Below are 24185 nucleotides of genomic sequence, written 5' to 3'. Positions count from 1 at the left end.
ATTCACATGGCAAAAATCGTGGTCGATGTCATGCTTAAACCAGAGATTCTCGACCCCCAAGGGCAGGCGGTGAGCGCCGCCCTTCCTCGCTTAGGTTTCACTTTTGCGACCTCCGTCCGGCAGGGAAAGCGATTTGAGATCGAAGTCGAAGGCGAGCCATCGGCCGCCCAATTGGCCGAGATCTCTCGAGTAGCGGAAACTTTGTTGGCGAACCCAGTAATTGAAAACTTCACGGTGAGAGTGGAGAAGTAAGTGAAAGTTGGCGTAGTCACCTTTCCTGGTTCGCTAGATGATCATGATGCCGCTCGTGCGATTCGTGCAGCCGGTGCAGAGGCAGTCTCTCTCTGGCATGCGGATCCCGATCTGCACGGAGTGGATGCAGTAATTCTTCCTGGTGGATTTTCTTACGGAGACTATTTACGTTGCGGTGCCATTTCGCGTTTTGCGCCGGTGATGACTTCAATTATTGAAAAGGCAAATGTTGGAATGCCGGTTCTAGGAATCTGTAACGGATTCCAAGTTCTATGCGAGTCACACTTACTGCCAGGTGCCCTGACTCGGAACCAAGGCCTGCATTTTCTCTGCACAGACCAGAGAATAAGAATTGAAAATACTTCCACGTCGTGGACCTCATCGTTTAGCAAAGACCAGGAAATTGTTATTCCACTAAAAAATGGCGAGGGATCATTTCAGTGTGATGATCCGACGTTGGAACATCTAGAGGGAGAAGGACTGGTTGTCGCTCGTTACGTTGGAGAGAATCCCAACGGATCGCGCAATTTAATCGCGGGGATTACCAATGCTCGAGGAAACGTCGTCGGACTCATGCCGCATCCCGAGCACGCCATTGATTCCCTGACGGGACCAAGTGCCGATGGGCTTCCATTTTTTACATCAATTATTAGCCAGATGGTAGGAAAGTAGATGTCATTAGATACAGTCGCGATTGCAAGTACTACTCCCAATGTTGAACAACCTTTCGCACAACTGGGACTCAAAATCGATGAGTACGAGAGAATTCGCGAGATTCTTGGGCGGCGCCCAAGTTCCAGTGAATTGGCCATGTATTCGGTCATGTGGAGTGAGCACTGCTCCTATAAGTCTTCGAAGGTTCATCTGCGCCAATTCGGTGAAAAAGCCCCTAAAACCGCTGCTCTTCTCGTAGGTATTGGTGAAAACGCAGGAGTCGTAGATGTCGGACAAGGCTACGCAGTGACTTTCAAGATTGAATCCCACAACCATCCCTCATTTGTCGAGCCTTACCAAGGCGCAGCAACTGGAGTCGGTGGAATCGTGCGCGACATTTTGACGATGGGTGCCCGACCAATCGCGATCATGGATCCACTCCGATTCGGCCCTGCAGAAGCCGCTGACACACGCCGAGTGCTTCCTGGCATCGTCGCAGGTATCGGTGGGTATGGAAATTGTCTTGGCCTTCCAAACATCGGTGGAGAAATTAGTTTTGATGAGACATACGCAGGCAACCCACTTGTCAATGCACTCTGCGTTGGCGTCATGCGTCATGATGAGATCAAACTTGCGAAAGCTTCGGGTGTTGGAAATCTTGTGGTCCTCTTTGGAGCGAAGACTGGTGGAGATGGCATTGGAGGAGTTTCAGTTCTTGCAAGTGAAACATTCGGTTCGACGAGTCCTGCCAAACGACCGAGTGTTCAAGTTGGTGATCCTTTTACAGAGAAAGTACTCATCGAGTGCTCCCTTGAAATTTTTGCCGAAGATTTGGTCGTAGGTATTCAAGATTTGGGTGGGGCGGGTCTTTCTTGCGCAACGAGTGAGCTCGCCTCGGCGGGCACTGGCGGAATGAATGTTGCGTTGGATGATGTGCCATTGCGCGATCCCAGTCTTTCCCCAGAAGAGATTTTGATGAGTGAATCTCAAGAACGTATGTGCGCAATCGTCGAACCGAGCAGGATTGCCCGCTTTCTTGAGATCTGTAAAAAATGGGATGTTACCGCGACGGTCATCGGTGAAGTTACCGATGGTGATCGACTAATAATTACCTGGCATGGCGAAGTAATTGTCGATGTTCCTCCGCGCACCGTCGCGCATGAAGGACCTGTCTACAACCGTCCCATGGCAAAGCCCGATTATATTGATGCACTTACTGCTCAGACTCCTTCGCTTCCTATGCCCAAAGGCGCAGAAGAAATTCGTGCGGCTGTGCTCCAGCTCATGGCTAGCCCCAATATGGCTGATAAGAGTTGGGTGACTGCCCAATATGACAAGTACGTTCAAGGCAACACGGTCCAGTCACAGCCCGAAGATTCTGGAATGGTCAGAATTGATGAGAAAACCCATCTAGGTGTGGCTATTTCGACCGATGCTAATGCCTCTTGGTCGTACCTGAACCCATACGAGGGCGCGAGATTGGCGTTGGCCGAAGCTGCTCGCAACATTGCAACTGCTGGCGCTAAACCGTTGGCAGTCACAAACTGTCTCAACTTTGGCTCGCCTGAAGATCCGGAAGTTATGTGGCAATTTGCTGAGACTGTGCGTGGGTTGGCGGACGGTTGTTTGGAAATGGGATTGCCTGTCACTGGAGGAAATGTTTCCTTCTACAACCAGACTGGAACGGTGGCGATCTTGCCGACACCGGTCATCGGAGTTCTTGGCGTGATACAGGATGTACGAACTCGGACGAGCATGGCACTTGATCGTTCGGGCCTTGATCTTTATTTGCTTGGTGAGACGCATGAAGATTTCGCCGGAAGTGAATGGGCTTACATGCACGGTCAACGAGGAGGGCAGACACCGATTGCGGATCTTCAACGTGAAATGAGATTGATAGATCTACTTCTTGAGGGTCAGTCAATTTTTGAATCTGCCCACGATTTGAGTCAAGGCGGGTTGGCGGCCTCACTGTCGGAAATGACATTACGGAAGAACATCGGTGCGACTATTACTCTCTCGGGTGAGGTCGCAACCGCTCTGCTAAGTGAAACACCGGGTCGTGTAATCGTTGCGATCGAATCAAAGAACGCTGACCGACTGGGCGAACTCGCCAAGACTGCGAATATTACTCTAACGAAGATTGGCACCTCGGGGGGGAACTCACTCACAATTAATGAGGCAGTGATCCCACTGGATGAGTTGCGAAGAAGCTACACAGATACGATTCCGAAACTTTTTGGGTAGCAATCTGAGAATGCTTGACAAAGAGATTCTTGAATCGGTCAAAGCGACTTTGCGTCAACTTTCGTCCCTTGCCCCGGGTCGGGCGATCGAGGTCCGGATTCCACCGTATGCCGTAATTCAATTTGGTGATGGTCCCACCCATACGCGAGGTACCCCGCCAAATGTCATCGAAATGGATGCTGAAACTTGGCTTGCCTTGGCAGAGGGGACTTTGATGTGGACGCAGGCCCTCGCCTCCGGTTCAGTCCGTGCTTCTGGGGCACGAGCTGACCTCTCGCCGTATCTGCCGCTACTCAAATTGCACGTTATACTTTGATAATTCTCGTTGCAAGGCAATCAAATTTTGTTGGAAATGTTCTCCATTTTCTATTCAGAAAGCGAGGTCAATCTACGAAATGACCCGCCGTCCAGATGGACTACTTACTCACGAACTCTTTCCTGAAGATAAAGGTCCGCAGGATGAGTGCGGAATCTTTGGAGTTTGGGCGCCAGGTGAAGAGGTCGCCAAACTTACTTTTTACGGACTATATGCACTTCAACATCGTGGCCAAGAATCTGCCGGTATTGCAACGAGTGACGGCGAGAGAATTCTTGTTTATAAGGATATGGGTCTGGTTTCGCAAGTTTTCACCGAAGCCGATCTCATCTCTCTCAAGGGCGAGTTGGCAATTGGACATTGCCGATATTCGACTACCGGTTCAAGTACCTGGGTGAATGCGCAACCGACACTTCGTCCCACAACGTACGGCACTCTCGCCCTTGCCCACAATGGCAATCTGACAAACACTGGCAGTCTGGCAGAGATGCTGCAACATCAGAGCGTGCTAACCACTGGTAAAGAACGCGGTGCAACGACTGATACTGAAGTCATGACTGCCCTGCTTGCGAGTCGGGATGAAAAGAACTTCGAAGCAAGTGCGATGGCAGTGCTGCCGCTACTTGAGGGCGCTTTCTCTCTTGTCTTTATGGACGAGCGCACTTTGTATGCAGCCCGTGATCGACATGGAGTGCGTCCATTGGTTATTGGCAAACTAGAACGTGGATGGGTCGTTGCATCCGAGACCGCTGCTTTAGACATTGTCGGTGCATCTTTCGTTCGTGAAGTAGAGCCAGGCGAATTCATCGCAATCGATGAGACTGGTATCCGCTCGCAGCACTGGGCTCCGCCAGACCCTAAAGGTTGTCTTTTCGAGTACGTATATTTAGCGCGTCCGGATACAACCATTGCCGGTCGAGGCATACATGCAACTCGCGTGGCCGTGGGTGAGCGCTTAGCGCATGAACATCCAGTCGAAGCGGACCTCGTCATACCAGTGCCTGAATCGGGGACTCCGGCAGCCATTGGCTACTCGCGTGCATCAGGTATTCCGTACGGCGCTGGTTTTGTAAAGAATTCATACGTTGGCCGCACATTCATTCAACCCAGTCAGACCATTAGACAACTGGGAATTCGCCTCAAACTCAATCCCCTGCGCGAGATTATTGAGGGCAAGCGCATCGTTGTCGTGGACGATTCGATTGTGCGTGGCAACACTCAGCGTGCAATCGTGCGAATGCTCCGTGAAGTGGGCGCACGCGAGATTCATGTGCGAATATCCAGTCCTCCAGTTAAATGGCCCTGCTTCTATGGAATTGATTTTGCCTCACGCGCAGAATTAATCGCGAGCGGCTTGGAGATCGAGGAGATCCGTCGATCGATCGGTGCTGATTCACTGGGATATGTATCCCTAGAGGGATTGATTGAAGCGACGACGATTGCTGAATCCAAGCTCTGTCATGCTTGCTTCACCGGCGAATACCCAATTTCAATCCCGACGGATATGTCCGAGGGAAAGATGCGTTTGGAAATTACTCCCGTGCAAGGGGCTCACTAATGTCGACGTACCGCGATGCAGGCGTGGACATTGAAGCCGGAGAACGCGCCGTTGAATTGATGAAGGCTTCTATTGCCAAAGCCTCTCGACCAGAGGTAGTGGGAGGTATCGGCGGATTTGCCGGACTCTTCGATGCCTCGGTTCTCAAGAATTACAAACAACCGTTGCTGGCGACATCTACTGATGGCGTCGGGACCAAGACAGAGATTGCCCGTCAGATGGGAATCTACGACACTATCGGTGAAGACCTTGTCGCGATGGTGGTTGATGATTTGGTGGTTTGCGGAGCCGAGCCACTATTCATGACCGACTACATTGCTGTCGGAAAAGTATTTCCCGAGCGCATTGCTGAAATCGTCAAGGGAATTGCGGTGGGTTGCCAGAAGGCCAACACTGCATTGATTGGTGGAGAGACGGCAGAGCACCCCGGGTTATTGAGGGAAGATGAATTCGATATTGCCGGCGCTGCAACTGGAGTTGTCGATGCGCCCAATCTGCTAGGCGCGGAGAAAGTTAAAAAGGGCGACTTGGTGTTGGCGATGCCGTCCAGCGGGTTTCACTCAAATGGCTACTCCTTGATTCGCCACATCCTTGTGACGAGCAAGTTGGATCTGGGCCACACCTACCAAGATTTAGGAAGATCACTCGGGGAAGAACTCCTGACACCGACTGAGATCTATGCCCGTGATTGCCTGGTCCTCATCAAAGCTCTGCACACGGACCTACGTACTTTTGCCCACGTGACGGGCGGTGGGTTGGCAGCGAATACCGCTCGAGTGATCCCCTCCGGCCTGAGCGCTCGTTTTGACCGCTCCACCTGGGCCCTGCCGGTGGCTACCGATCTCCTAGCCAATCTGGGCAGGATCGCGCAGGCTGACTACGAGGCGACCTGGAACTGTGGAGTGGGCATGGTGGCGGTGATTGACCCCGGCAGCGCTGATTTGGCGCTCAAAACGCTGGCTGCGCGCGGAATTAAGGCCTGGGTCGCAGGTGAAGTCTTAGAGATCCCCGAGTCCCCGGGGGCCACTTTGGAAGGTTCCTACCAAGCACGATAACCTTCCTCCCTGATTGCACATAGTTAAGGAGGTCACGCTATGGGGCGCGGCCGCTCAAAAGCCAAGCAAACCAAAGTTGCTCGCGATCTGAAGTATTCATCCCAAGAGATGGATCTCGACCGCCTAGCAAAAGAGCTGCACGGAGAGCCTGATACGGCGAAAGATCGTGATGATGACGATCCGTTCGCTGAAGGCAACTACATTCCGCGGGCGTAATCGCCATGCGCCCGACTCCGTACGTTGCATCGTTACGAGTCTACGAACCCATCTCTTCTTTTCAACCCGCTGACCGCCTGAGGTGGTCGACAATCGCTGCAACAGAGAACTCTTCGCGGGAAGAGCAGATTCTTGCATTGCGAAGGATTATTTCACCAGAGTCGCCAGCTCTAAGACCCGATGGCGCACACGTCATCGATATAGATAATGCGCGGTACGTATCACCATGGTCGACTGCCACGCGATGCTGGGCCGCGATCGAGGATTTTAAATCTTCACTTCCATCCAGTGTGAGTTCGCTCTTTATCCCTGAAGGAGTTGAAGAAGTCATGACTTCCGGGTTTGATTTTGTTGAAAGTAAAGTGCCTCACATTTTGACGCAGACGTGGATCATTCCTCCGCGCTGGTTCACACTATTTGTCCCTGAAGAACGCGTGCGCGGTAGGGATAGTTACGGCCCCTTCACGGTAGTTCGCACTTCACTGGCGAATGCAAAGGCTCGGTGCCTGATTACACATAGTGCAGTGCGGAACGCCTTTGGCTCGGGTCAAGTGGAAGAGGAGTTACAAGACTTGGGCAACTGGTTAGACAATTTTCATCCCGAGTCTTTTCTCGAACTGGATTATGGGGGACTAGCCGAATATCTTGAGAAGTCTCTGGTTGGGAAAGGAGAAGAGGGACTTGATGCGGATACTTCGATTGAAGATGTACTGAGTTCTGTCTCCGGTCTTGCTTCGGGTGATGGTGCAGTGGCCGGTCGAGGATACGAGCGACTTGTCACGCGTTGGCGAGAAGTCGCTGCTTTCGAACAGGCAATGTAGTCGAGATAATAAAAGAATCCTCTTGCACGAGTGGCCACAAAGGCGGATACTTCCTGTCATATTGGTGCGAAATGGACATCTGTGGAGGTAATTTGTATGAACAGGCTTACCGATGCAGAAGTGCTTCTCACTCCAGCGGAAGTTGCAGCACTCTTTCGCGTAGACCCAAAGACGGTTACTAGGTGGGCAAAAGCTGGGAAATTAACCTCTATTCGCACCCTCGGTGGTCATCGCAGATACCGAGAATCGGAAGTTAAAGAGTTGCTTCAAAGCCGTCCAAACTCAGGCAACTAAAGAAATATTCTCCAGATACAAAAATGCAGTATTCGATACGGCAATTCCTATTGCTTGGTGCTTTCACCTTTATTTTGGTTGGTGCTTTAACGCCAATTATGCGCGCGCTTGCGATCCGAAATGGTGCCGTCGATTCTCCAGATATTCCTCGTAAAACTCACAAAGAGCCCGTGCCTTATTTGGGCGGAGTTGGGATCGCTATAGGAATACTAATCGCCAGTTACGGGGCGATGCTCTACTCGGACTTTTCGATGCACACCTTTGCACTTGCGAGCTCGGTACTCATTCCCGCACTCGCCATTTCAATTATGGGACTCGTTGATGATCTACGTGGGTTAGAGCCGTGGCCGCGGCTGGTTCTTCAAACAATCGCGGCTGTAGTTGTGGCATCCATTCTGATTTCTACTAACACAATTGGGACGCCGCTCAACATCAAGATTCTAGATAGTGCGGTTACGATTTTTTGGATTGTTGGTGTTTGCAACTCGATAAATTTTTTCGACAATCTAGATGGTGGCGCATCGGGTACTGTCGCGGTGATCGCGATTTTCCTTTTTTTCATCGCTTACGACCGCCAACAAGTTTTAGTTAGTGCTCTTGCCATCGTCACCGCAGGTGCTACCGCGGGGTTCTTGATGTGGAACAAGGCTCCAGCCAAGATTTATATGGGAGATGCGGGATCATTGTTTCTAGGGATTATCATCTCTGTATTGACCATTCGCCTAAATCCAGATCTTGCTCCACGGAGTAAATCGCTTGCGATTCCGCTTTTCTTGATGGCATTGCCGATTCTTGACACTACCGTGGCGGTCGGCTCTCGAATCTATAGAAGAATTTCGCCATTTCAAGGCGGTCGTGACCATTTGTCCCACCGACTTATTCGCATTGGAATCGATCGACACGTCGTTGCTCCGATTCTCTGGTTCGCCGCCGCCGTTTTCGGTGCTCTCGCACTCGCTGTCTATCATTGGCCTGTTCAACACGGTAACCAATTGATGATCGGAGGAGTCGTACTTTGGCTTTTCCTTCTCATCTTTTTTCTGCGAATTCCCAGCGAAGATGAGGCAGGTAGGTGAGGCAGGGCAGTAGTACCCTGTGCGCATGTCCGATAAGAAGCCAAAAGACGATGCCCGTGCCAAGTTCCTTGAAGCGCTAGAGAAGAAGAAGCAGAAGAGTGTGTCCGGAAGTGCGACGGGCCCAAATGCTGGTTCGAAAGTTGGCGGTGGCCAGGCTGCGGGTGGGGCTCCCAAACGCTTCCAACGTAAATCTGGGTCTGCGTAGGAACGCCATAGATGCTCATTTTCGTTGGTGCTCCCAGAAGGGTAACGGGAGTTATTTGGCGCAATAAATTTGTATCCATATTTGTAACCGCTCACATTCTTTTTGCTGTTTTTCTTGGAAAGCTTTTCGCATTTGCACCGGATGAAGGCGGATATTTATACACTTTTAATAATCTGTATGGTGGTCCAGATGCGAATCCTCAATTTGGCAGTGGATGGATCACTGCCCCCAAGGCATTTCTCTGGATTTCGTATCTACCAGCGAAATTATTGAATATTGGTGGGGTACCGGATTATGTAGCCATCAGGCTTCTTTCGGTTGCCTTGGTGACAGCAAGTTTGACTCTCCTCATGAATTATTATTATCGATCGCATCCGCGAACTAAGAAAAGTAATGGAATATTCTATTTCTTCTACGTTCCATCGATCTTCTTATGGAGTTCGGTCGGATTGCGAGAGACCTTTATTCTTTTTGAGATTAGCCTTGTACTCGTAGGAGTTGCTTACCTTTTTGAAGGCGAAGAGAGGAAAGCATCCCTTTTCTTAGTTTTCGGGTCGTACGGGCTACTCTCCACCAAAAGCTATCTTTGGATCTGCCTGGTGGCCGCGGCTGTTGGGCTGATAGTTGTGGAAGTCATTCGACGAAAATACAGAAGAAAACTCATTCATTTGGTAGTGGCTCTCTTTCTCGTTCCATCCATTTTATTTGCAGGTACCACTTCATGGTATGCACTCCAATTTATAGTTACATCTATTTTCCATACTGACGTCACATCGGTGGGCGGACGATCAGGTGACTCGATAGTGCAGGTGGCTATACCCAACGACCAATTGGGATCGAGCGGTCCAGGTGGACCTTTGGGGCCGACGGGATCAAGCGAGCCGGTTACTGTCGTGACTTTTCATGGCGATACGACTCTCATCGCTCTGCATTTCTACCTGCTGGATAATCCAGATTCTCCGTTTACGAGAGTCCTGACTGCACTCGGCATTGCTACTAAGGTTCACAGTATCTGGGATGAAAAAGTAAAAAGTGGCTTGGTCAAGAAGAGCAAGGCAGCGCTGCCAGAGAGTTCATCGCTGAGTGGTTACATCCTGAAGCCAGGAAATGTCCATGACCCACTGTCAATTTTTCGTCCTGCATTCTTATTCCTCTTTGGGCCAATTCCATTCTTGGATCAAGGTGGAATTGCGCTCAGCATTGTTTCCTTCGAGTCGCCAATCTGGTGGCTACTTTATTTCTGTGTTGGTATTCAGATATTTCGCTCTCGAAAATCAATGTTCCTACGAGATCCAGCAATCGTCTTCACTATCGTCTTCACGACTTTACTGATTATTTTTAGCGCTCTGGTGGAAGTTAATTTAGGCACATCTTTCCGCCATCGATCAATTATCTTCATTCCGTTAATTTTCCTTTTTGTGCGGTTCCGGTCGAAGTTCAATTCTCGTTCCGTCTGACTTTATTCTTAAGGCAAATTAGTGTTAATAGAAATTCGTGTAAGGCCAAACGCCAAGCGAAATAGAGTTGGAGGCACCGTTGGAGACCCTCCACGGCTGATCGTGGCGGTTCAAGCTCCGGCTGTCGACGGTAAAGCCAATGAGGCGGTACTCAAAGAAGTGGCTAAGGCGTTCGGCGTGAGAGCGCGGGATATCTCAATCGTGCATGGTGAATTGACTAGAGATAAGCGGCTTGTCATAGATGCAGATTCGGACGCCTTGCAGATGCGGCTTGACGAATTGAGTGGTGATCCCAGACTCTTATAACAGAGTTCTGACAATATTTTCACAGAATGACTTAAGGATACGGTGCCTATCTTAGAGACCTAGCGAAACCCCATTCGTTAGGAACCTACCACCCCTAGTAGGTGTTACAGGTTCTCAAAGTAATGACACTATGGAGAGAAACATGAACATAAAAACTCAGATCGCTAAAGAAGCCAAAGAAAAGATGCGAAAGGCGAGATTTGCTTATGCGGCAATTATCTCTATGGTCGCAACAACTCTCATGGTAATTGCGACCCCAGTCGCATCTGCCGCAACTGCTATTTCCCTTGGACAGGCAAATAACTTTGCAGTGTTAGCAGGTGGTGGGATTTCAAACACTGGTGCAACGACAATCCAAGGTGACCTTGGCATATATCCGACGGTAACCTATTCAGATAGCGGAACACTCTCACTCTCTGGTTCGTATCATTTCGGCGATGCGACGGCTATCGCAGCTAAGACCGATCTGGCAACTGCGTACTCCTTAGCTGTTGTTGCAGCGCCAGCTTCCGTGTTTACGGCGGATCTTGGAGGTCAAACTTTGGTTCCTGGTATTTACACCAATCCAACGGGTTTGGGAGTAACTGGGACACTGACACTTGACGCACAAGGAAATCCCAACGCAGTCTTCATCTTGCAAACCCCTATGAGTCTGAATACTGCCGCTTCAAGCCAGGTCAATATCGTCAATGGAGGACAAGCATGTAATGTGTTTTGGCAAGTGGGGACTACTACGACGCTGGGCGCAAATTCAGATTTCAAAGGCACGATTTTGACAAATTCGAATTTCACCGGCGGGGCAAATGCCAAGGTGTTGGGGCGCATTCTGTCGCTGGGTGGCTCAGTGGCGTTGAATGCAAACTCAATCATCAAGTCACCGTGCACCGCGAATAAGGTGGAAACCAGGGTTCAAATAACTAGCCCATCATCAGGCAGTGTTCAACCCGGTGCCACTTTGACTCTGAGCGCCGTTGCATCTCCGAAATCTGGTACTGGAGTTTGTGCTGGACCGATTTCATTTTCCTTGAATAAGAATCCATTAACCGGAGTCGTGGGAAGTTATCCACTCACAAGTCCGGTCGTAACCACCAATTGGATAAACGGCGAGTATCACTTGCTGGCAACCTATCCGGGTGATGGCTACTGCCTGGCCTCCACCAGCAACCCAGTGGAGTTGGTTGTTGGAACTCAGGAGAAGGTCCAATCCCGCGTTGTTGTCAGCGGGGCAGGATCCTATATCTCTCCATTCGGGAGAGCCAGCTTCAACCTTCTCATTAAATCGGCTCTTCCAACTTTCGACACTTCAACCGCGGTTGCGGGCAAGGTTACCTGGACGGTGCCACGGCAGTGGAGATTCCAAGGGGCGTTGAACACTTATTCATCCGTTAACGGCGCCGGGACCGCAACTGGAAGCGGAGTTCTTTATGCTTGGAATCGGACAGGTCACAGTGGAAAATGGCAGGCCGTTACAACAGGAGCAACAAATGTGACGGTCAAGTTCACGGTACCTGCAAATTCCAATAGCAAAAAGTCTCGGCCCATAACCAGTTTCGCTATTGGTTTTACTGGCACCATAGTTGCAGGAGTGCCGGCGCTGCCAGTGCTTGGATCGCTAGTGACTATAAATAGAGGCCACAACTCTGGTAGGGATTAGGTCCGATTAGCGCAACACAGAAGGCTCGGCCCCGACATTAATGTCGGGGCCGAGCCTTCTGTGTTGGAAAATGGTTGTGGCTAGGGACGGGATCGAACCGTCGACTTCAGTCGCGGTCGGCTTGTTTCATACGATCTCTGGCATCCCCTAGTGACCCATTTCTAGGCGTGAATTTGCTTGGGAATGGGTCACACTTCCCTTGGGCTTCGCATGATTTTCTGCTTAGTGTTAGCAACTTCTGGAAACCTACGATGACTTGAATTGGCATTCACAAATCATGTTCCTCTCAAGTCTAATCTGGTCGTGCGCCTGCTCAACGTCCGAAAGACTCATCTGGTTGTAGTTGTATGCCTCGTGGAGGGCATCGCAAGCTGTCAGCACCCGACTTGTACCCAAGTACTCCGTTCTTCCAGCGTACCCATAGGCACCAAAATCATTGGTCATAAAACTTCCGGATACTTCTCTCGCCAAGATTATGCTCTCTGCCTCACCCATATTTGCGGATTGAGACTGATCAGACTTACTCAGTTGACTCCGCAGATAGAGAACCGCGCTAGTATCTTTTGGCTCAATCGGATCTTCCAACCACGTCAGGTTCAGGATTCTATGACAGAAATCTCGGCTTCTGGGGACTTTCGTGCCTTTTACAACTTCACGCTTGACGGCAGGCGTCCATCTCGGTGTTGGTCGATCTGAATACAGGTATTCCAACACTGGTAATCGATCAATTTCGGCCATATGGCTCAATAAGCAGGTGTCATAAATAACTGGTTGAGCCACGGTTACGCGTAGACTCGATTTTCATCCATAGATTCATCGGCTTGGGAATTTTCTGAGTCACTGGCGATGTTCTTGAGTGCTTCAAGTTCAACTTCTAGTTCGCGGTCGGGTGTGGATTTATCCGGCATAGGGGACAAGTTAATTAATTGTTCCTCAGTAAAGCCGGACATCGAAATCGTTGGGTTGAGCCCCAAATCCCCAGCGATGAAGGCTCTCTTTGCTGCTTCAGCAAGAATGCTTCCAGGGGCAGCGTTAAGGGGTATTTCATGAGGTAGCAGGTCCACTTCTAGGTTGTCGCGACGATGAACGTGCCCTTGGTAGCCGATCGCTCCGACTTGGAGAAGGGCTGATCTTACGCTGGCATCTATTATTCCCAGGTTGTGAATACGGTACACAAGAGATTGCCAACTCACCCCGCAAACTCTTAGCAGTTCTTCAAACGCTTGCCCCGCAAATTTATGAGTCTTGAAACTCTGTTTAACAAGGTTGGATGGCATTAAGAATTCTGCGGCAAATGCGTTAGCAAATTTCTCAGCGCTATTTTTGTCTTTCAATTCATGATCAAGAATCAGCGAAGAATCTGTAACGCTTAACATGTGTCCAAGTTCGTGCGCCAAGGTGAACAGGGCTCGTTGTTTTAAGATAGACGAATTAACAAAAATGATTGGAAACTCAAAAGACGTGAGACTGGCTCCTAGAATCTCGTTTTCTCCTGCGTCGATTAAGACGACATCGAACGCAAATTTCTGTTCAATCTCCAGTTTGAGCGCCATGAATTTGTCTTCCGACCCGCGCCAATCACCAAAATTGTCATTGCACCAACCGGCCAACTTCTTGGATTTCTCGAGGTAGTCGCTATCAATCTCGATCCTTGGTCGAGCATCAACTAATTCTAAATTCCGCTGAACATATGGATCCAGAATTTCCTTGAAATCCGCGTACCATCGCACCGCTCTTTGCACTTTCTCCGTGCTGAGGCTTGAATCTCCCACCCTTGCGAACACCGGAATTGAGGAGGAAAAAGACTCGGGATTGAATAGCGCGATCGCGGATATTCCTAGAGCATCTGCAATTTCTGCAATTTCGTAGGCCTTCACTGGCCTTTTGTTGTTTTCGATTTCGGAAATGGTGGCTTCCGATAGATCAAGGACTTCGGCTAATTCCCTCGCCAACATTCCGCGCCGTTCTCTGAACATGCGGATTCTGGTTCCCAGTTCCTCGGCCATAATTGGGACTGTACCCGATGACTTCGGAAAATCCAAAGTCCAGACCCTCTCGATTTTCTGTGAATTTCGGTGGAAATCGAGGATTGGGCGACCTAGAACGCACGGGAAGGAGCCCTCGATTTAGGGGACGCTTATGCGATAGACGGCTAACTGCAACCAATTGCTCGGGCACCTCAGGGTTCTCTTTTTGTACAGATCACGCCCCTCACTCGTGCAACTTCGGCGCGCACATGAGTAGGTGGGATTGCTGGATTTAGAAATTCATACTTCGGGTCATGGCCCTTGCCGAAACCCCGAGTGATTCTTTCCCTTGGTCTCCGCCGTCAATTATTCCGATGAGTGGGATTATCTTTCCATCATTTAGGAATGAGGATGGCGAGCTGCTATCAGCTAGAACGGTGCAGTACCACGCTTCCATCTTGAAGAAGGCTCTCTCCTATGCCGTCGAAGTGGACGGACTGCTTGCGATCAATCCAGCAAAGAAAGTTCAACTTCCCAAAGGGACTCCCCGGCGATTGGATCCCTTCACAAGGGAAGAAGCGAAGAAGTTTCTTGAAGCATTGAATGATCACCGACTTTTCGCGTTCTTTCGATTGGCGATCTACTCCGGCGCTCGCAAGGGAGAACTTCTCACTGTTTTCACGATCTCCGACACTTCCATGCGGCCGTACTTCTTGAAGCCGGGACTCCGCTTAATGTGGTCGCTCAACGACTAGGCAACTGGGATGCCATGACTACGGCGACCACCTACGCCCATGTCACCAATCAACAAGCAGAGAACGCATCGATCATTTTTGCGAGGGCTGTGGAGTAAGTGAATTTACTCAAAACGAAAGTCCATAGCGAAGCCTTGAGGATGCACTCTCAGATGTAGACCTTCCACTTCCTTGCTAACCTGCTCACCTCGTTGTTGAGCCGTTCTAGACGTTCGCGGAAATTCGCAGAATCCTGGTGTTGAATGAATAGTCGCTCCCTCTCGTCTAAGTAAGAGCTGATAGCCATGTATGCCTGCTCGTCGGTGAAGTCGACTCTATTCTTGGCGGGGTCGGACTTTCTGTAACCACTGGCTAAAAAACGGGCATTTTGTATCAGGTTCGACTTATCCGTCTTCCGAGTCCTGCGCTCTTCACGGAGAAAATCGCTCCACTTTATTACTTGATCTTTGAAGATTAATAGTCCGACGAGTATTACTGCAGGTATGAATCCGCCGGTATTCAGTAGTTCTACAACTTTCTGCCATACGATGGTCATTTGTTCGTACTCGCCATAATGTGTTTCCTTTCGGGAGGCTCGGTTCGAAAGAAACCTACGTGATATGTCAATGCCCCGGGTACTGGTGTTAGCAAAGTGTTAGCAGTTTGGATGATTTACAACTGAATAGGGATGTGGAATAAAAGAAATTAGGCGTGTGACCTGCCTCTGTTGAGTGGCTAGGGACGGGATCGAACCGTCGACCTCACGATTTTCAGTCGCGCGCTCGTACCAACTGAGCTACCCAGCCTCCAAGATTTCAGCGTCGGCCAATCCAGTTGTACGACACCAAACTCTTGCGACCTGGACGGGACTTGAACCCGCGACCTCCGCCGTGACAGGGCGGCGCGCTAACCAACTGCGCTACCAGGCCTCGCTCTATCAGTATCCGCGCAGAGTATGCGCGAGTACCTCGGATAGAGACCAGTGCCCCCAACGGGATTCGAACCCGTGTTACCGCCGTGAAAGGGCGATGTCCTAGGCCCCTAGACGATGGGGACGTTTGAGGCTCGCAAATCGTACCTTTATTGCACCGCGCAGTAAAACCGCCCCATCAAAAGGTGCTGACGGGGCGGTTTTACTAACAATTTGGCTACTTCAGCGCCCATTGAACGCTGATTGAGACAGTCACGTCCTGCAATCCGAGATCAATTTCAGTAGAACCTGCGGAGTCCTTCGAAACGGACATTATTGGTGGATAAGGCGAAGGCGAAGAGTTTTCAACCAAGTGATTTACTTTGCCTAGTTTGACTCCAAGAAGTGAGGCATACGATGCTGCTTTTGCTTTTGCATTCTTAACTGCAATCGTGCGTGCGCTTGCCGTTGCCTTACTTGAGTCAAGAACAAATGGAGTAACACCATTAAGTTGGAGATTATCTCCACCTGCCGCCACGATTGCATCAACAATTGTTCCGGCAGTCGATGCTTTTCGGACTACCACAACAAAATTTTGACTTGCCCTGTATCCGATGAGTACCGAGCCCCCATCTTGCGTGTATTTGTATTCGGGGTAGATCGTGACGCTCTGGGTTGCAATGTCTCTAGCAGCTATTCCTTTTGCAAGGAAAGCGGCTCGTACAGCGGCGGCTGATGTGGCCGTTGCAGCAAGTGCTTCCTTACTCGTCCCTGCAACGGACGTAACAGTTGCGTTAATCCTGACAGCGTCGGGTGTCACTTTGACGGTTCCCTCAGCTGATATCGACAAGTATCGACTCACTGTAGCGGCTCTGCTTGCGGGGGCTAGTACAACGCCTCCGACTAGGGCTGCCGCCATTGTGATGACGGCTATACGTTTCAAATTAAGTTTTTTCATGTTCTAATTCTCGTACGCGTAATTGAAAATGCAAGCGATTTTGCTGTGTAATGCCTAAGAGTCCAGTCATAATCAGATGGGTTACATTGATAGGGTGCGCTTATGTCACATGTCGTCGTCACAGGTGGTGCTGGGTTTATAGGCTCGAATCTCGTCGCCGCCTTAACCCAAAAAGGGCATGAAGTAAGCATTGTTGACGATCTATCCACCGGTCTTCTTTCCAACGTTGATACAGATATCAATAGACTCCACCAGGTTTCCTTGGTTGACGCGGCTGAGCTGAAAAACGCTATCGGCGATGCGGAAGTAATTTTTCATTTAGGTGCGCGGGGGTCGGTGCCGCGGTCTTTGAAGAATCCGGTGGCGACCCACGATGTGAATGCGACGGGTACGCTCAATGTTTTGGAAGTTGCGCGGGCCACGGGCGCTCATGTCTTTTTCAGTTCTTCTTCATCCGTCTACGGACGAAATGGGGCGCTTCCGAAAGATGAATCAATGTGGCTTGGACCTATGACTCCATATGCTGCGAGCAAGTTAGCCGCAGAGGCATACGTTCAGGCTTATGGAACTGCGTACGACGTTCCTGTGACATTGCTCCGTTTCTTCAATGTATTCGGACCTAAACAACGACCCGATCATGAATATGCAGCCGTGATTCCAAAATGGATCTGGAAGGCGATGCATAACGAGCCAATCGAAGTCTTTGGAGATGGCTCACAATCACGCGATTTCACTTACGTAAGAACAGTTGTCGATATTTGTCTTGATGCGATGGAACGCAAAGTCACTCATGACGGCGCGATAAATCTTGCATATGGCAACCGTATCTCTCTTATTGACACTATCGAGATGCTTAAGGTGCATTTCCCGGATCTGCAAGTAAATTTCATGCCCATCCGTCCAGGAGATGTCAAAGAGTCTCAGAACTCCCCTGTTCTCTTAAAGAAGATATTCCCAACAGTTGTCCCGCTGGAATTCGAGAAGGCACTTTCCGAAACAGTCAATTGGTTAAAGGCATTTGGAGAAACTGTCGCCAACGGGCCGACGGTTTCTGACTGACGCAATATGTGTGGCATTGCCGGAGGTGTCGGGGCTAACGCTCCAAAGAAAGATTCCTTTGGGAGTGTCCTTGATTCAATAGAGCACCGCGGGCCCGATGAGCGGGGAACTTTTTTTGATTCCGGAGTCGCGTTAGGAATCTGTCGGCTGGCGATTATTGATGTCGGCACCGGTCAACAACCTGTGTCCAATGAAGCTAAAACAATCCACCTGGTTTTCAATGGCGAAATCTATAATTACAAGTCATTGCGAGAGGTCCTAGTATCAAAAGGGCATAAATTCCGCTCCAATGGCGACTCGGAAGTCATCGTCCATCTCTACGAGGAGTATGGGCTCGAATTTACTCAAAAACTCAATGGAATGTTCGCGATTGCTATTTGGGACCAACGTACGCAGACACTCCTATTAGTTCGGGATCGAATGGGAAAGAAGCCACTCTGGTATTCACTTCAACCTGATGGAACTCTTCTCTTTGCCTCAGAGGTGAAGGCTCTGATCGCCGCAGGTGCGAAGTCCACGCTTCGGACCGGGGCGATTTCAGAGGTTCTTTCTTTCGGATACGTCAATGCCCCTCGATCTGCGTTTAATGAGATCAGCCAAATCCCTCCGGCATCGATGGGCACATGGCGCAATGGTTCAATGGCTACATCGAAGTATTGGTCACCTGACTTCTCTAGCGAGAAGAAGGTCTCATTCGAAGATGCGATTGATCAGACAAAAGTGCTCATCAAAGAGGCGGTTGAACGCAGACTAATCTCTGAGCGACCACTTGGATCTTTTTTGAGTGGAGGATACGACTCAACCGTTGTCACTGCCTACATGACGCAACTTGTCCCTGGAAAGGTTCGAACATTCTCAATTGGTTTCGATGACCCACGATATGACGAGTCAAAGTACGCGAGGGAAGTCGCAAAATATTTGGGTACCGATCATGTCGAAGAGAAACTAACTCCAGATCCGGCTCTCTTATTGCAGCAACTTTCTCGATCTCTAGATCAACCATTTGCCGATTCGTCAATCATTCCAACCTTTATGCTCGCAAAATTTGCCAGACAAGAAGTTGTAGTAGCTCTGGGTGGCGACGGTGGCGATGAAGTTTTTGGTGGATATGACCGATACCTGGCAACGCCGATGATGCAACGGTGGAACTCTGTCATGGCACTGGCATCTCCACTCGGCAAGAGCCTTTCGGCACGTGAAGGCATCTCGAACCGGAAACTTCGGCGGATAATTTCTCAAATTCAGCCTTATCCATCTTTAGCATCGCGATATCGCGGCGTGGTTTCACTTGGGTCGGACTCCGAACTCTCTTTTTTGATATCTCCAGATTTCCGTTCCGCGCGTGCGCACAGTGAATTTGAAAAAGACTTTGAGCGCGCGGGTGCAAGGGATGACCTTTCCCGAATGCTCCGGTCTGATCTTGAGTGGTACCTACCCGGTGACCTGCTAGTGAAAGCCGATATGGCAACGATGGCCAATAGCCTGGAACTGCGATCCCCGCTTCTTGACCATGAAATTGTCGAGTGGACTTCATCTCTGCCGTCTTCTTTTAAGATCAAGGGGCGCCAGGCCAAGTATCTTCTCAAGGAGATTGCACGCTCATTGCTTCCTGCAGAATTAATTGACCGTCCAAAGATGGGTTTTGCTATTCCACGAGCCGACTGGTTGCGAACCGGATTGAAGCCGATGACATATGACCTTCTCACTGATTCGACAGCACGCAATCGTGGCTGGTTCGTGCAGGCAGAGGTAGAGAAAGCCCTTAAGCAACATATGTCAGGTCAGGATCGTGATTCAATCATCTGGCCGATGCTGATGCTCGAACTCTGGGCAAGAAATTGGCTTGATCGCTAAGAGTTCCGAGATAAAAGTTCGGTATATAAATTCTGGTGATCATTTACCAACCGCTCAACGCCGTATCGCTGCATGGTGTAGTCATAAGCCGCTAGGCCCATATCTTCTCGAAGATTGTCATCTTCCACGAGTTCTTTAAGTGCATTTGCCAATGATCGAGCGTTGAGGTCTGTCAAGATTCCTGTCTCTTGATCAACGACAATTTCACCCACTGATCCAACATTCGTGGATACGACCGGAAGTCTGGCCATGCCGGCCTGGATGAGAGAGAGAGGAGTTCCTTCATTATCACTTGTTAGGAGCACCATATCCGAGGCAGCAAGTACCGTCTCGATATCTTCGCGCCATCCGAGAAAAGTCACGGGAAGGTTTTCGTTAGTGACTCGTTCTTTACAGTATTCCAATAGGTCTCCCGCACCAGCAACGATGAAATGCACGGGAACTTGTTGATTGTGAATTTCATAAACGACATCAAGAAATCGATCTGGTCTCTTAATCTTGGTAATTCGCCCAATGAATGCGCAAAAAGTTTTCGAAGGATCAATTCCAAGAGCATTGCAGGCATCTATTCGCGATGGCAACGGGCTCAATCTAAGTCCCGGGGGCATTACGCCGAATTTCTCTTTTGTGCCGATACCCGCCGCAAGTAAATCGTCTATGACTTGCTTGCCTACGGCCAATAATCTTGTCGTGAAGAGGCCTAAAAATCTTTCGATGACAATCACAAGAAGGGTTTTGCCTTTGCCAAAATACCCGTGCAGCAAATGTCCGTGGTAGGTATGAACTCGCACAGAACGATGGCCCGAAAGTATTGAGGCCACGCGTCCGATGACACCGGCCTTGGCGGTGTGTGTATGGATTATCTGCGGACGAAATGCCCGTATTTCGCGGATAACCAGTAGAAATGCCTTGAAGTCGGCTCTGGGAGAGATGGACCTCCCTAACCCCTTTATTCGTGTGGCATGCACATCTGTCGCGACTGTCTCTAAATAATCTGATTCATCCTCTGCGCAGAACCCGGTCACTAACCGATGATCAAATTTCAACGGATCAAGACCTCGCATTAGGCCCGAAACCTGCACGGCGGGACCCCCGACATTCATTCGGGCTATAATTCGCATAACGCGAATGCGTTGATCTTGGTTTCTGGCCATAGGAGTATCTTGGCGCAAAATTTTGTTTCCATGTGTACTGCTGACACTTTGAGTCAGGCGGCAGCCGAATTGAAAAAGGGTTCGTTGGTCGCCTTCCCCACTGAGACTGTTTATGGTCTAGGTGCCGACCCAACTAATCAAAGTGCGATTGACCGACTCTACGAAGTCAAAGGGCGTCCGGTAGACCATCCATTGATTGTCCACATTAGCGCGATGGAAAAGATGGAAATTTGGGCAGGAGATATTCCAACCTATGCAATTTCCCTCGCCCGTGATTTTTGGCCAGGGCCAATGACTTTGATACTTCCACGGAGCGCGGTTGCCAAAGATTTCATTACTGGCGGGCAAGACACTGTGGGATTAAGAGTTCCGGCCCATGTCATTGCCCTTTCTCTTCTTAGTGCGTTTGAAAAAATTGGAGGATTGGGAATTGCGGCGCCGAGCGCGAATCGATTTGGACAAGTTTCGCCAACGACCTCTGCCGCTGTTGAAGCGGAAATCGGAAAGTATCTTGCCCCCCAAGACATCATTCTTGACGGAGGTCCCTCATTAGTCGGAGTTGAATCCACGATCATTGATTGCACAGGTGAAGCTCCGCGCATACTGCGCCCAGGTGCAGTTACAGAATTAATGATTGAAGAAAGTACGGGACTCGAAATTGATCATTCAGCGGAAAGCAGTGTGAGGGTCTCTGGCTCACTTGAGAATCACTACTCGCCTAAGGCAAAAGTGATTATCGGTGCCCTGGCTGAAGCCGGCGAAGGTTTCATCGCACTCTCAACGATCGCTACGCCGCAAGGTGCTATCCGTCTTGCATCTCCAAAGAACGCAGAGGATTACGCGAGGGTGCTCTACGCGGCCCTTCGTGAAGGTGATGATCAAGGGCTCAAGCAGATTGCTGTTTTGCCTCCGGAGGGAGATGGACTAGCCATCGCAATTCGCGACCGCCTCGTGCGGGCCTCTCGCGGACGATAAAAACGACCAAAACCCTTGACGCCACAAGACAGGGGATGTTTAATCCACCTCACTAAGTTGTAATAACAAGATTACAGGGTGATGTTTACATGCGACTGCGGAGCGACAAGATTTTCAAGGCGGCTGGGGGCTGGTTCCGTGTGCGCGAAGTGGCCGCGGGAATATGGCTGCTGGGAGAGCCTCCTCACGTAAATACTTGGCTTGTCGTGGGTTCGGCCAGAGCGGTGCTCATTGATTCTGGATTGGGTGTCCGACCAATCCGCCCAGTTGTGGAAGCCATTACGGATCTTCCTATCCTCGTGCTCAATACTCATTCGCATTTTGATCACATCGGTGGGAATCACGAGTTTGATCAAATTTTGATTCATCCTGATGGCGTCCCAATTATTGCAAAAGATGTACCGCGGGAGGTGCTGGTCGAGTATCTGGATTACGTAGAGAAGATGGAACAGGCCCTTCCTACCTATATTGAATCAGACCGATCGTTTTTCTTCTCGCTTGCTCCAGCTGATGAACCTCGTCCATTTCCCATCAAGGGCACGAACAACACATGGCAAATCCCTGGAAGTAAGGCAAGTGGAGTTCTCGCCGATGGACACGTGGTTGACCTGGGTGGGCGTGAGTTGAAAGTAATTGCAACGCCGGGACATTCGCCAGATCATGTTGCTTTCTTGCTCGAGCCGGATGGCCTTCTTTTTGCGGGTGATGCAATTAGTACGGGCGCTATCTACCTTCAGTGGCCGGAGTCAAATGTTGTGGACTTTGCTCAATCCGCCAAACGATTGTCCGCATTGATTCCGGATATTCACGCCGTGCTTGTGCACCATTGGGTGCGATATTCAACTTTGCCATATTTTCTTCGTGATGTTTCAGAAGGTGCCCAGGATCTCCTCGATGGGAAAGTCGAATTTAGGATAAACCGAGACTGCTCTGGTCAATTGGTGCGAGAAGCGCTCTTTGAAGAATTCTCAATATATCTTCCCGGCCAAGCAACTACTAATGAAAAGGTGGGTACAGGATGAATAAAGATGAGGCTGCCAACAATCACGACATCGATCACAAGGTTGCTGACGCTTTCGGCAAAATAGAAACCCACGGTATAGACATCATTCCTGATACTGACCGCCATGGAACCCCCAAAGAACTCTTCTGGCCATGGTTCTCTGCCAATTCGACCTTTATCAACATGATTGTGGGTGGAGTCCTCATTCTTTTTGGTCTCAACATTTGGCAGGGCCTAAGCGTCGTGATTGTCGGAAACTTAGCTTTTGTCCTTGTGGGCATCTGCAGCCTTCCTGGACCACGGGCCGGCACTGCTGCCCTTACCGTCAGTCGTGCTCCATTTGGTCTTCGCGGAAATATGGTTCCGTCAATATTTAGTTGGGCGGCTACTTTAGGTTGGGAGACCGTAAATATCATTTTGGGCACACTTGCTCTTCGCACGTTACTTGATCAACTCGGAATTCATACTGCCAAATGGGTTCTTGCCCCATTTCTGGTGTTGATGGCGTTCCTCACCTTCGTTATTCCGATTCTTGGGCACGCGACTCTTGTAGTCGCGCAGAAGTGGTTGGCGTACGTCCTCACAGGTCTCACTATCGTGATGGGAATCTTGCTAGTTCCAAAAGTTAATTGGGGGTACTCGGGCGGCGATCTTGCGGCGGCAAATACGGTTTCAACGTGGTTCCTTGGACTGACCGCTGTTCTTGGTGCTGGTGCAATTAGTTGGGTGAACTATGCCTCCGATTATTCGCGTTATCTAGCGCGTCGGACTGATGGACGTGCCATCGTAGGATGGGTCACACTTGCCACGGCGATTCCTGGTTGTCTATTTGGAGGACTGGGCGTAGTGCTCGGCACTTTGGTTGATACATCTGACCCAATTAAGAATTTACCCTCCATACTTCCACGTTGGTTTCTCTTCCCATTTCTGATCGTCATGATGGCGGGAGTTATTGCAAACAATGTAATGAATAGTTATTCGAGCGGACTTTCGCTACTCGCAATCGGAGTTCGAATTGAACGATATAAGAGTGTTTTCGTGGATGCAGTGATTACCGTTGCTTTGGCCTGTATAGCGTTATTCATTTATGATTTCTCGATTGTTTTCACTCAGTTCCTTTCCATGCTCGTAATACTCCTTGCACCATGGGCAGGAATTTTCATGGTGGACTTTTTCCTTCGTAAAGGTAATTACGTGAGTGAAGACTTGCTACTTACAAAGGGTGGAAGTTATTGGTACACCAGAGGTGTTAACTGGGCGGCGATGATTGCCCTGATTGTCGGAGTTGTCGCGGGTGCATTGACTGCTAACACTGCGAAATTCCAGGGATTTATTGCAATGGACTACCTTGGCGGTGCCGACATTTCTCCATTTGTCGGACTGATACTGGGGGCCGGTATCTACTACATGCTGGCATCCTCTCGATTTCGTAAATCCTCAAGTAAAGTGAAGGGTTAGTG

At 49.8% G+C, this 24185-nt stretch carries 25 protein-coding genes and 3 tRNA genes; 20 read left to right on the top strand and 8 right to left on the bottom strand.

The annotated features are described in order from the left end of the window. Positions 1 to 6: 6 nt before the first annotated feature. From purS to VMW30_02500, 14 genes are all read left to right on the top strand, one after another. Positions 7 to 252: a phosphoribosylformylglycinamidine synthase subunit PurS gene (gene purS / locus VMW30_02565; GenBank protein HUW87248.1), complete on the top strand. Its 246-nt coding sequence runs from the start codon at positions 7 to 9 to the stop codon at positions 250 to 252. Then, complete coding sequence (purQ, locus tag VMW30_02560; GenBank protein HUW87247.1) at positions 253 to 924, top strand: phosphoribosylformylglycinamidine synthase subunit PurQ; 672 nt, start codon at positions 253 to 255, stop codon at positions 922 to 924. Continuing rightward, positions 925 to 3153 carry a phosphoribosylformylglycinamidine synthase subunit PurL gene (gene purL / locus VMW30_02555; protein HUW87246.1) on the top strand — a complete coding sequence of 743 codons (2229 nt, stop codon included), beginning with the start codon at positions 925 to 927 and terminating at the stop codon, positions 3151 to 3153. It begins immediately after the preceding gene. A 10-nt stretch (positions 3154 to 3163) separates the two neighbouring features. Continuing rightward, on the top strand, positions 3164 to 3469 hold the full coding sequence (locus VMW30_02550; protein ID HUW87245.1) for a sterol carrier family protein: 306 nt from the start codon (positions 3164 to 3166) through the stop codon (positions 3467 to 3469). A gap of 79 nt (positions 3470 to 3548) precedes the next feature. After that, positions 3549 to 5027, top strand: coding sequence for an amidophosphoribosyltransferase (gene purF, locus VMW30_02545; GenBank protein ID HUW87244.1), 1479 nt, complete (start codon positions 3549 to 3551; stop codon positions 5025 to 5027). Continuing rightward, positions 5027 to 6082, top strand: a complete 1056-nt coding sequence (gene purM / locus VMW30_02540) for a phosphoribosylformylglycinamidine cyclo-ligase (GenBank protein ID HUW87243.1) — start codon at positions 5027 to 5029, stop codon at positions 6080 to 6082. The genes purF and purM overlap by 1 nt, the downstream gene beginning before the upstream one ends. Positions 6083 to 6121: 39 nt before the next feature. Further along, positions 6122 to 6298, top strand: coding sequence for a DUF3073 domain-containing protein (locus VMW30_02535; protein ID HUW87242.1), 177 nt, complete (start codon positions 6122 to 6124; stop codon positions 6296 to 6298). Positions 6299 to 6303: 5 nt separating this feature from the next. After that, complete coding sequence (locus tag VMW30_02530) at positions 6304 to 7119, top strand: hypothetical protein (GenBank protein ID HUW87241.1); 816 nt, start codon at positions 6304 to 6306, stop codon at positions 7117 to 7119. Positions 7120 to 7215: 96 nt separating this feature from the next. Beyond that, positions 7216 to 7413: a BldC family transcriptional regulator gene (locus VMW30_02525; GenBank protein ID HUW87240.1), complete on the top strand. Its 198-nt coding sequence runs from the start codon at positions 7216 to 7218 to the stop codon at positions 7411 to 7413. Positions 7414 to 7436: 23 nt separating this feature from the next. Next, complete coding sequence (locus tag VMW30_02520; GenBank protein ID HUW87239.1) at positions 7437 to 8489, top strand: MraY family glycosyltransferase; 1053 nt, start codon at positions 7437 to 7439, stop codon at positions 8487 to 8489. A 25-nt stretch (positions 8490 to 8514) separates the two neighbouring features. Continuing rightward, positions 8515 to 8694 carry a DUF5302 domain-containing protein gene (locus tag VMW30_02515; GenBank protein ID HUW87238.1) on the top strand — a complete coding sequence of 60 codons (180 nt, stop codon included), beginning with the start codon at positions 8515 to 8517 and terminating at the stop codon, positions 8692 to 8694. Between the two features lie 11 nt (positions 8695 to 8705). Beyond that, entirely contained in the window at positions 8706 to 10151 is a 1446-nt protein-coding gene (locus tag VMW30_02510; protein ID HUW87237.1) for a hypothetical protein, read from the top strand. Between the two features lie 21 nt (positions 10152 to 10172). Beyond that, positions 10173 to 10457: a DUF167 domain-containing protein gene (locus tag VMW30_02505; protein HUW87236.1), complete on the top strand. Its 285-nt coding sequence runs from the start codon at positions 10173 to 10175 to the stop codon at positions 10455 to 10457. A 142-nt stretch (positions 10458 to 10599) separates the two neighbouring features. Beyond that, on the top strand, positions 10600 to 12111 hold the full coding sequence (locus tag VMW30_02500; GenBank protein ID HUW87235.1) for an ice-binding family protein: 1512 nt from the start codon (positions 10600 to 10602) through the stop codon (positions 12109 to 12111). A 246-nt stretch (positions 12112 to 12357) separates the two neighbouring features. On the opposite strand, the gene VMW30_02495 is transcribed toward VMW30_02500, so the two are convergent. Both VMW30_02495 and VMW30_02490 read right to left on the bottom strand, forming a co-directional pair. Then, positions 12358 to 12891, bottom strand: coding sequence for a hypothetical protein (locus tag VMW30_02495; GenBank protein HUW87234.1), 534 nt, complete (start codon positions 12889 to 12891; stop codon positions 12358 to 12360). A gap of 2 nt (positions 12892 to 12893) precedes the next feature. Continuing rightward, positions 12894 to 14117, bottom strand: a complete 1224-nt coding sequence (locus VMW30_02490) for an XRE family transcriptional regulator (GenBank protein ID HUW87233.1) — start codon at positions 14115 to 14117, stop codon at positions 12894 to 12896. A 275-nt stretch (positions 14118 to 14392) separates the two neighbouring features. On the opposite strand from VMW30_02490, the gene VMW30_02485 reads away from it, so the two are divergent. Further along, positions 14393 to 14833 (top strand): hypothetical protein, encoded by a 441-nt coding sequence (locus VMW30_02485; protein HUW87232.1) that lies wholly within the window; start codon positions 14393 to 14395, stop codon positions 14831 to 14833. 148 nt (positions 14834 to 14981) lie between these two features. Here VMW30_02485 and VMW30_02480 read toward each other — a convergent pair whose 3' ends face one another. The 5 genes from VMW30_02480 to VMW30_02460 form a co-directional block, all read right to left on the bottom strand. Continuing rightward, the gene (locus VMW30_02480; GenBank protein HUW87231.1) at positions 14982 to 15368 is read right to left on the bottom strand and encodes a hypothetical protein; all 387 of its coding nucleotides are present in this window, start codon (positions 15366 to 15368) and stop codon (positions 14982 to 14984) included. Between the two features lie 176 nt (positions 15369 to 15544). Next, a tRNA-Phe gene (locus VMW30_02475) sits at positions 15545 to 15618 on the bottom strand. A 49-nt stretch (positions 15619 to 15667) separates the two neighbouring features. Beyond that, positions 15668 to 15741: transfer RNA gene (locus VMW30_02470), tRNA-Asp, on the bottom strand. Positions 15742 to 15795: 54 nt separating this feature from the next. Then, positions 15796 to 15868 (bottom strand) — tRNA-Glu (locus tag VMW30_02465). A gap of 92 nt (positions 15869 to 15960) precedes the next feature. After that, positions 15961 to 16680: an SIMPL domain-containing protein gene (locus VMW30_02460; GenBank protein ID HUW87230.1), complete on the bottom strand. Its 720-nt coding sequence runs from the start codon at positions 16678 to 16680 to the stop codon at positions 15961 to 15963. A 102-nt stretch (positions 16681 to 16782) separates the two neighbouring features. On the opposite strand from VMW30_02460, the gene VMW30_02455 reads away from it, so the two are divergent. Together VMW30_02455 and asnB are read left to right on the top strand one after the other, a co-directional pair. After that, positions 16783 to 17739 (top strand): NAD-dependent epimerase/dehydratase family protein, encoded by a 957-nt coding sequence (locus tag VMW30_02455; protein ID HUW87229.1) that lies wholly within the window; start codon positions 16783 to 16785, stop codon positions 17737 to 17739. Positions 17740 to 17745: 6 nt separating this feature from the next. Then, positions 17746 to 19593 carry an asparagine synthase (glutamine-hydrolyzing) gene (gene asnB / locus VMW30_02450; protein ID HUW87228.1) on the top strand — a complete coding sequence of 616 codons (1848 nt, stop codon included), beginning with the start codon at positions 17746 to 17748 and terminating at the stop codon, positions 19591 to 19593. Here the strand turns inward: asnB and VMW30_02445 are convergent. Next, on the bottom strand, positions 19590 to 20747 hold the full coding sequence (locus VMW30_02445) for a glycosyltransferase (GenBank protein ID HUW87227.1): 1158 nt from the start codon (positions 20745 to 20747) through the stop codon (positions 19590 to 19592). The two genes, asnB and VMW30_02445, sit on opposite strands and share 4 nt — an antisense overlap. 9 nt (positions 20748 to 20756) lie before the next feature. Here VMW30_02445 and VMW30_02440 point away from each other — a divergent pair, with 9 nt between their 5' ends. The 3 genes from VMW30_02440 (at position 20757) to VMW30_02430 (ending at position 24183) form a co-directional block, all read left to right on the top strand. Then, complete coding sequence (locus tag VMW30_02440) at positions 20757 to 21722, top strand: L-threonylcarbamoyladenylate synthase (protein ID HUW87226.1); 966 nt, start codon at positions 20757 to 20759, stop codon at positions 21720 to 21722. Positions 21723 to 21811: 89 nt separating this feature from the next. Continuing rightward, a complete protein-coding gene (locus tag VMW30_02435; GenBank protein HUW87225.1) occupies positions 21812 to 22744 on the top strand; it encodes an MBL fold metallo-hydrolase in 933 nt (310 codons plus the stop codon). Continuing rightward, a complete protein-coding gene (locus VMW30_02430) occupies positions 22741 to 24183 on the top strand; it encodes a cytosine permease (GenBank protein HUW87224.1) in 1443 nt (480 codons plus the stop codon). Before VMW30_02435 ends, VMW30_02430 begins: the two co-directional genes overlap by 4 nt. Positions 24184 to 24185: the final 2 nt, after the last annotated feature.

The sequence above is a fragment of the Candidatus Paceibacterota bacterium genome (genome assembly GCA_035530615.1).
Classification (GTDB): domain Bacteria; phylum Actinomycetota; class Actinomycetes; order Nanopelagicales; family Nanopelagicaceae; genus QYPT01.
The sequence above is the reverse complement of the archived record's forward strand: the minus strand, read 5'-3'. Positions and strand labels throughout refer to the sequence as shown.

Bases quoted from the DNA above. Each gene is read 5' to 3' on its own strand.
- VMW30_02460 (HUW87230.1), bottom strand. From the start codon at position 16,680: ATGAAAAAACTTAATTTGAAACGTATAGCCGTCATCACAATGGCGGCA.
- VMW30_02525 (HUW87240.1), top strand. From the start codon at position 7,216: ATGAACAGGCTTACCGATGCAGAAGTGCTTCTCACTCCAGCGGAAGTT.
- VMW30_02445 (HUW87227.1), bottom strand. From the start codon at position 20,747: ATGGCCAGAAACCAAGATCAACGCATTCGCGTTATGCGAATTATAGCC.
- VMW30_02480 (HUW87231.1), bottom strand. From the start codon at position 15,368: ATGACCATCGTATGGCAGAAAGTTGTAGAACTACTGAATACCGGCGGA.
- VMW30_02455 (HUW87229.1), top strand. From the start codon at position 16,783: ATGTCACATGTCGTCGTCACAGGTGGTGCTGGGTTTATAGGCTCGAAT.
- VMW30_02435 (HUW87225.1), top strand. From the start codon at position 21,812: ATGCGACTGCGGAGCGACAAGATTTTCAAGGCGGCTGGGGGCTGGTTC.
- VMW30_02515 (HUW87238.1), top strand. From the start codon at position 8,515: ATGTCCGATAAGAAGCCAAAAGACGATGCCCGTGCCAAGTTCCTTGAA.
- VMW30_02530 (HUW87241.1), top strand. From the start codon at position 6,304: ATGCGCCCGACTCCGTACGTTGCATCGTTACGAGTCTACGAACCCATC.
- VMW30_02485 (HUW87232.1), top strand. From the start codon at position 14,393: ATGGCCCTTGCCGAAACCCCGAGTGATTCTTTCCCTTGGTCTCCGCCG.
- asnB (HUW87228.1), top strand. From the start codon at position 17,746: ATGTGTGGCATTGCCGGAGGTGTCGGGGCTAACGCTCCAAAGAAAGAT.
- VMW30_02490 (HUW87233.1), bottom strand. From the start codon at position 14,117: ATGGCCGAGGAACTGGGAACCAGAATCCGCATGTTCAGAGAACGGCGC.
- purM (HUW87243.1), top strand. From the start codon at position 5,027: ATGTCGACGTACCGCGATGCAGGCGTGGACATTGAAGCCGGAGAACGC.
- VMW30_02510 (HUW87237.1), top strand. From the start codon at position 8,706: ATGCTCATTTTCGTTGGTGCTCCCAGAAGGGTAACGGGAGTTATTTGG.
- VMW30_02520 (HUW87239.1), top strand. From the start codon at position 7,437: ATGCAGTATTCGATACGGCAATTCCTATTGCTTGGTGCTTTCACCTTT.
- VMW30_02430 (HUW87224.1), top strand. From the start codon at position 22,741: ATGAATAAAGATGAGGCTGCCAACAATCACGACATCGATCACAAGGTT.
- purL (HUW87246.1), top strand. From the start codon at position 925: ATGTCATTAGATACAGTCGCGATTGCAAGTACTACTCCCAATGTTGAA.
- purF (HUW87244.1), top strand. From the start codon at position 3,549: ATGACCCGCCGTCCAGATGGACTACTTACTCACGAACTCTTTCCTGAA.
- purS (HUW87248.1), top strand. From the start codon at position 7: ATGGCAAAAATCGTGGTCGATGTCATGCTTAAACCAGAGATTCTCGAC.
- VMW30_02535 (HUW87242.1), top strand. From the start codon at position 6,122: ATGGGGCGCGGCCGCTCAAAAGCCAAGCAAACCAAAGTTGCTCGCGAT.
- VMW30_02500 (HUW87235.1), top strand. From the start codon at position 10,600: ATGAACATAAAAACTCAGATCGCTAAAGAAGCCAAAGAAAAGATGCGA.
- VMW30_02550 (HUW87245.1), top strand. From the start codon at position 3,164: ATGCTTGACAAAGAGATTCTTGAATCGGTCAAAGCGACTTTGCGTCAA.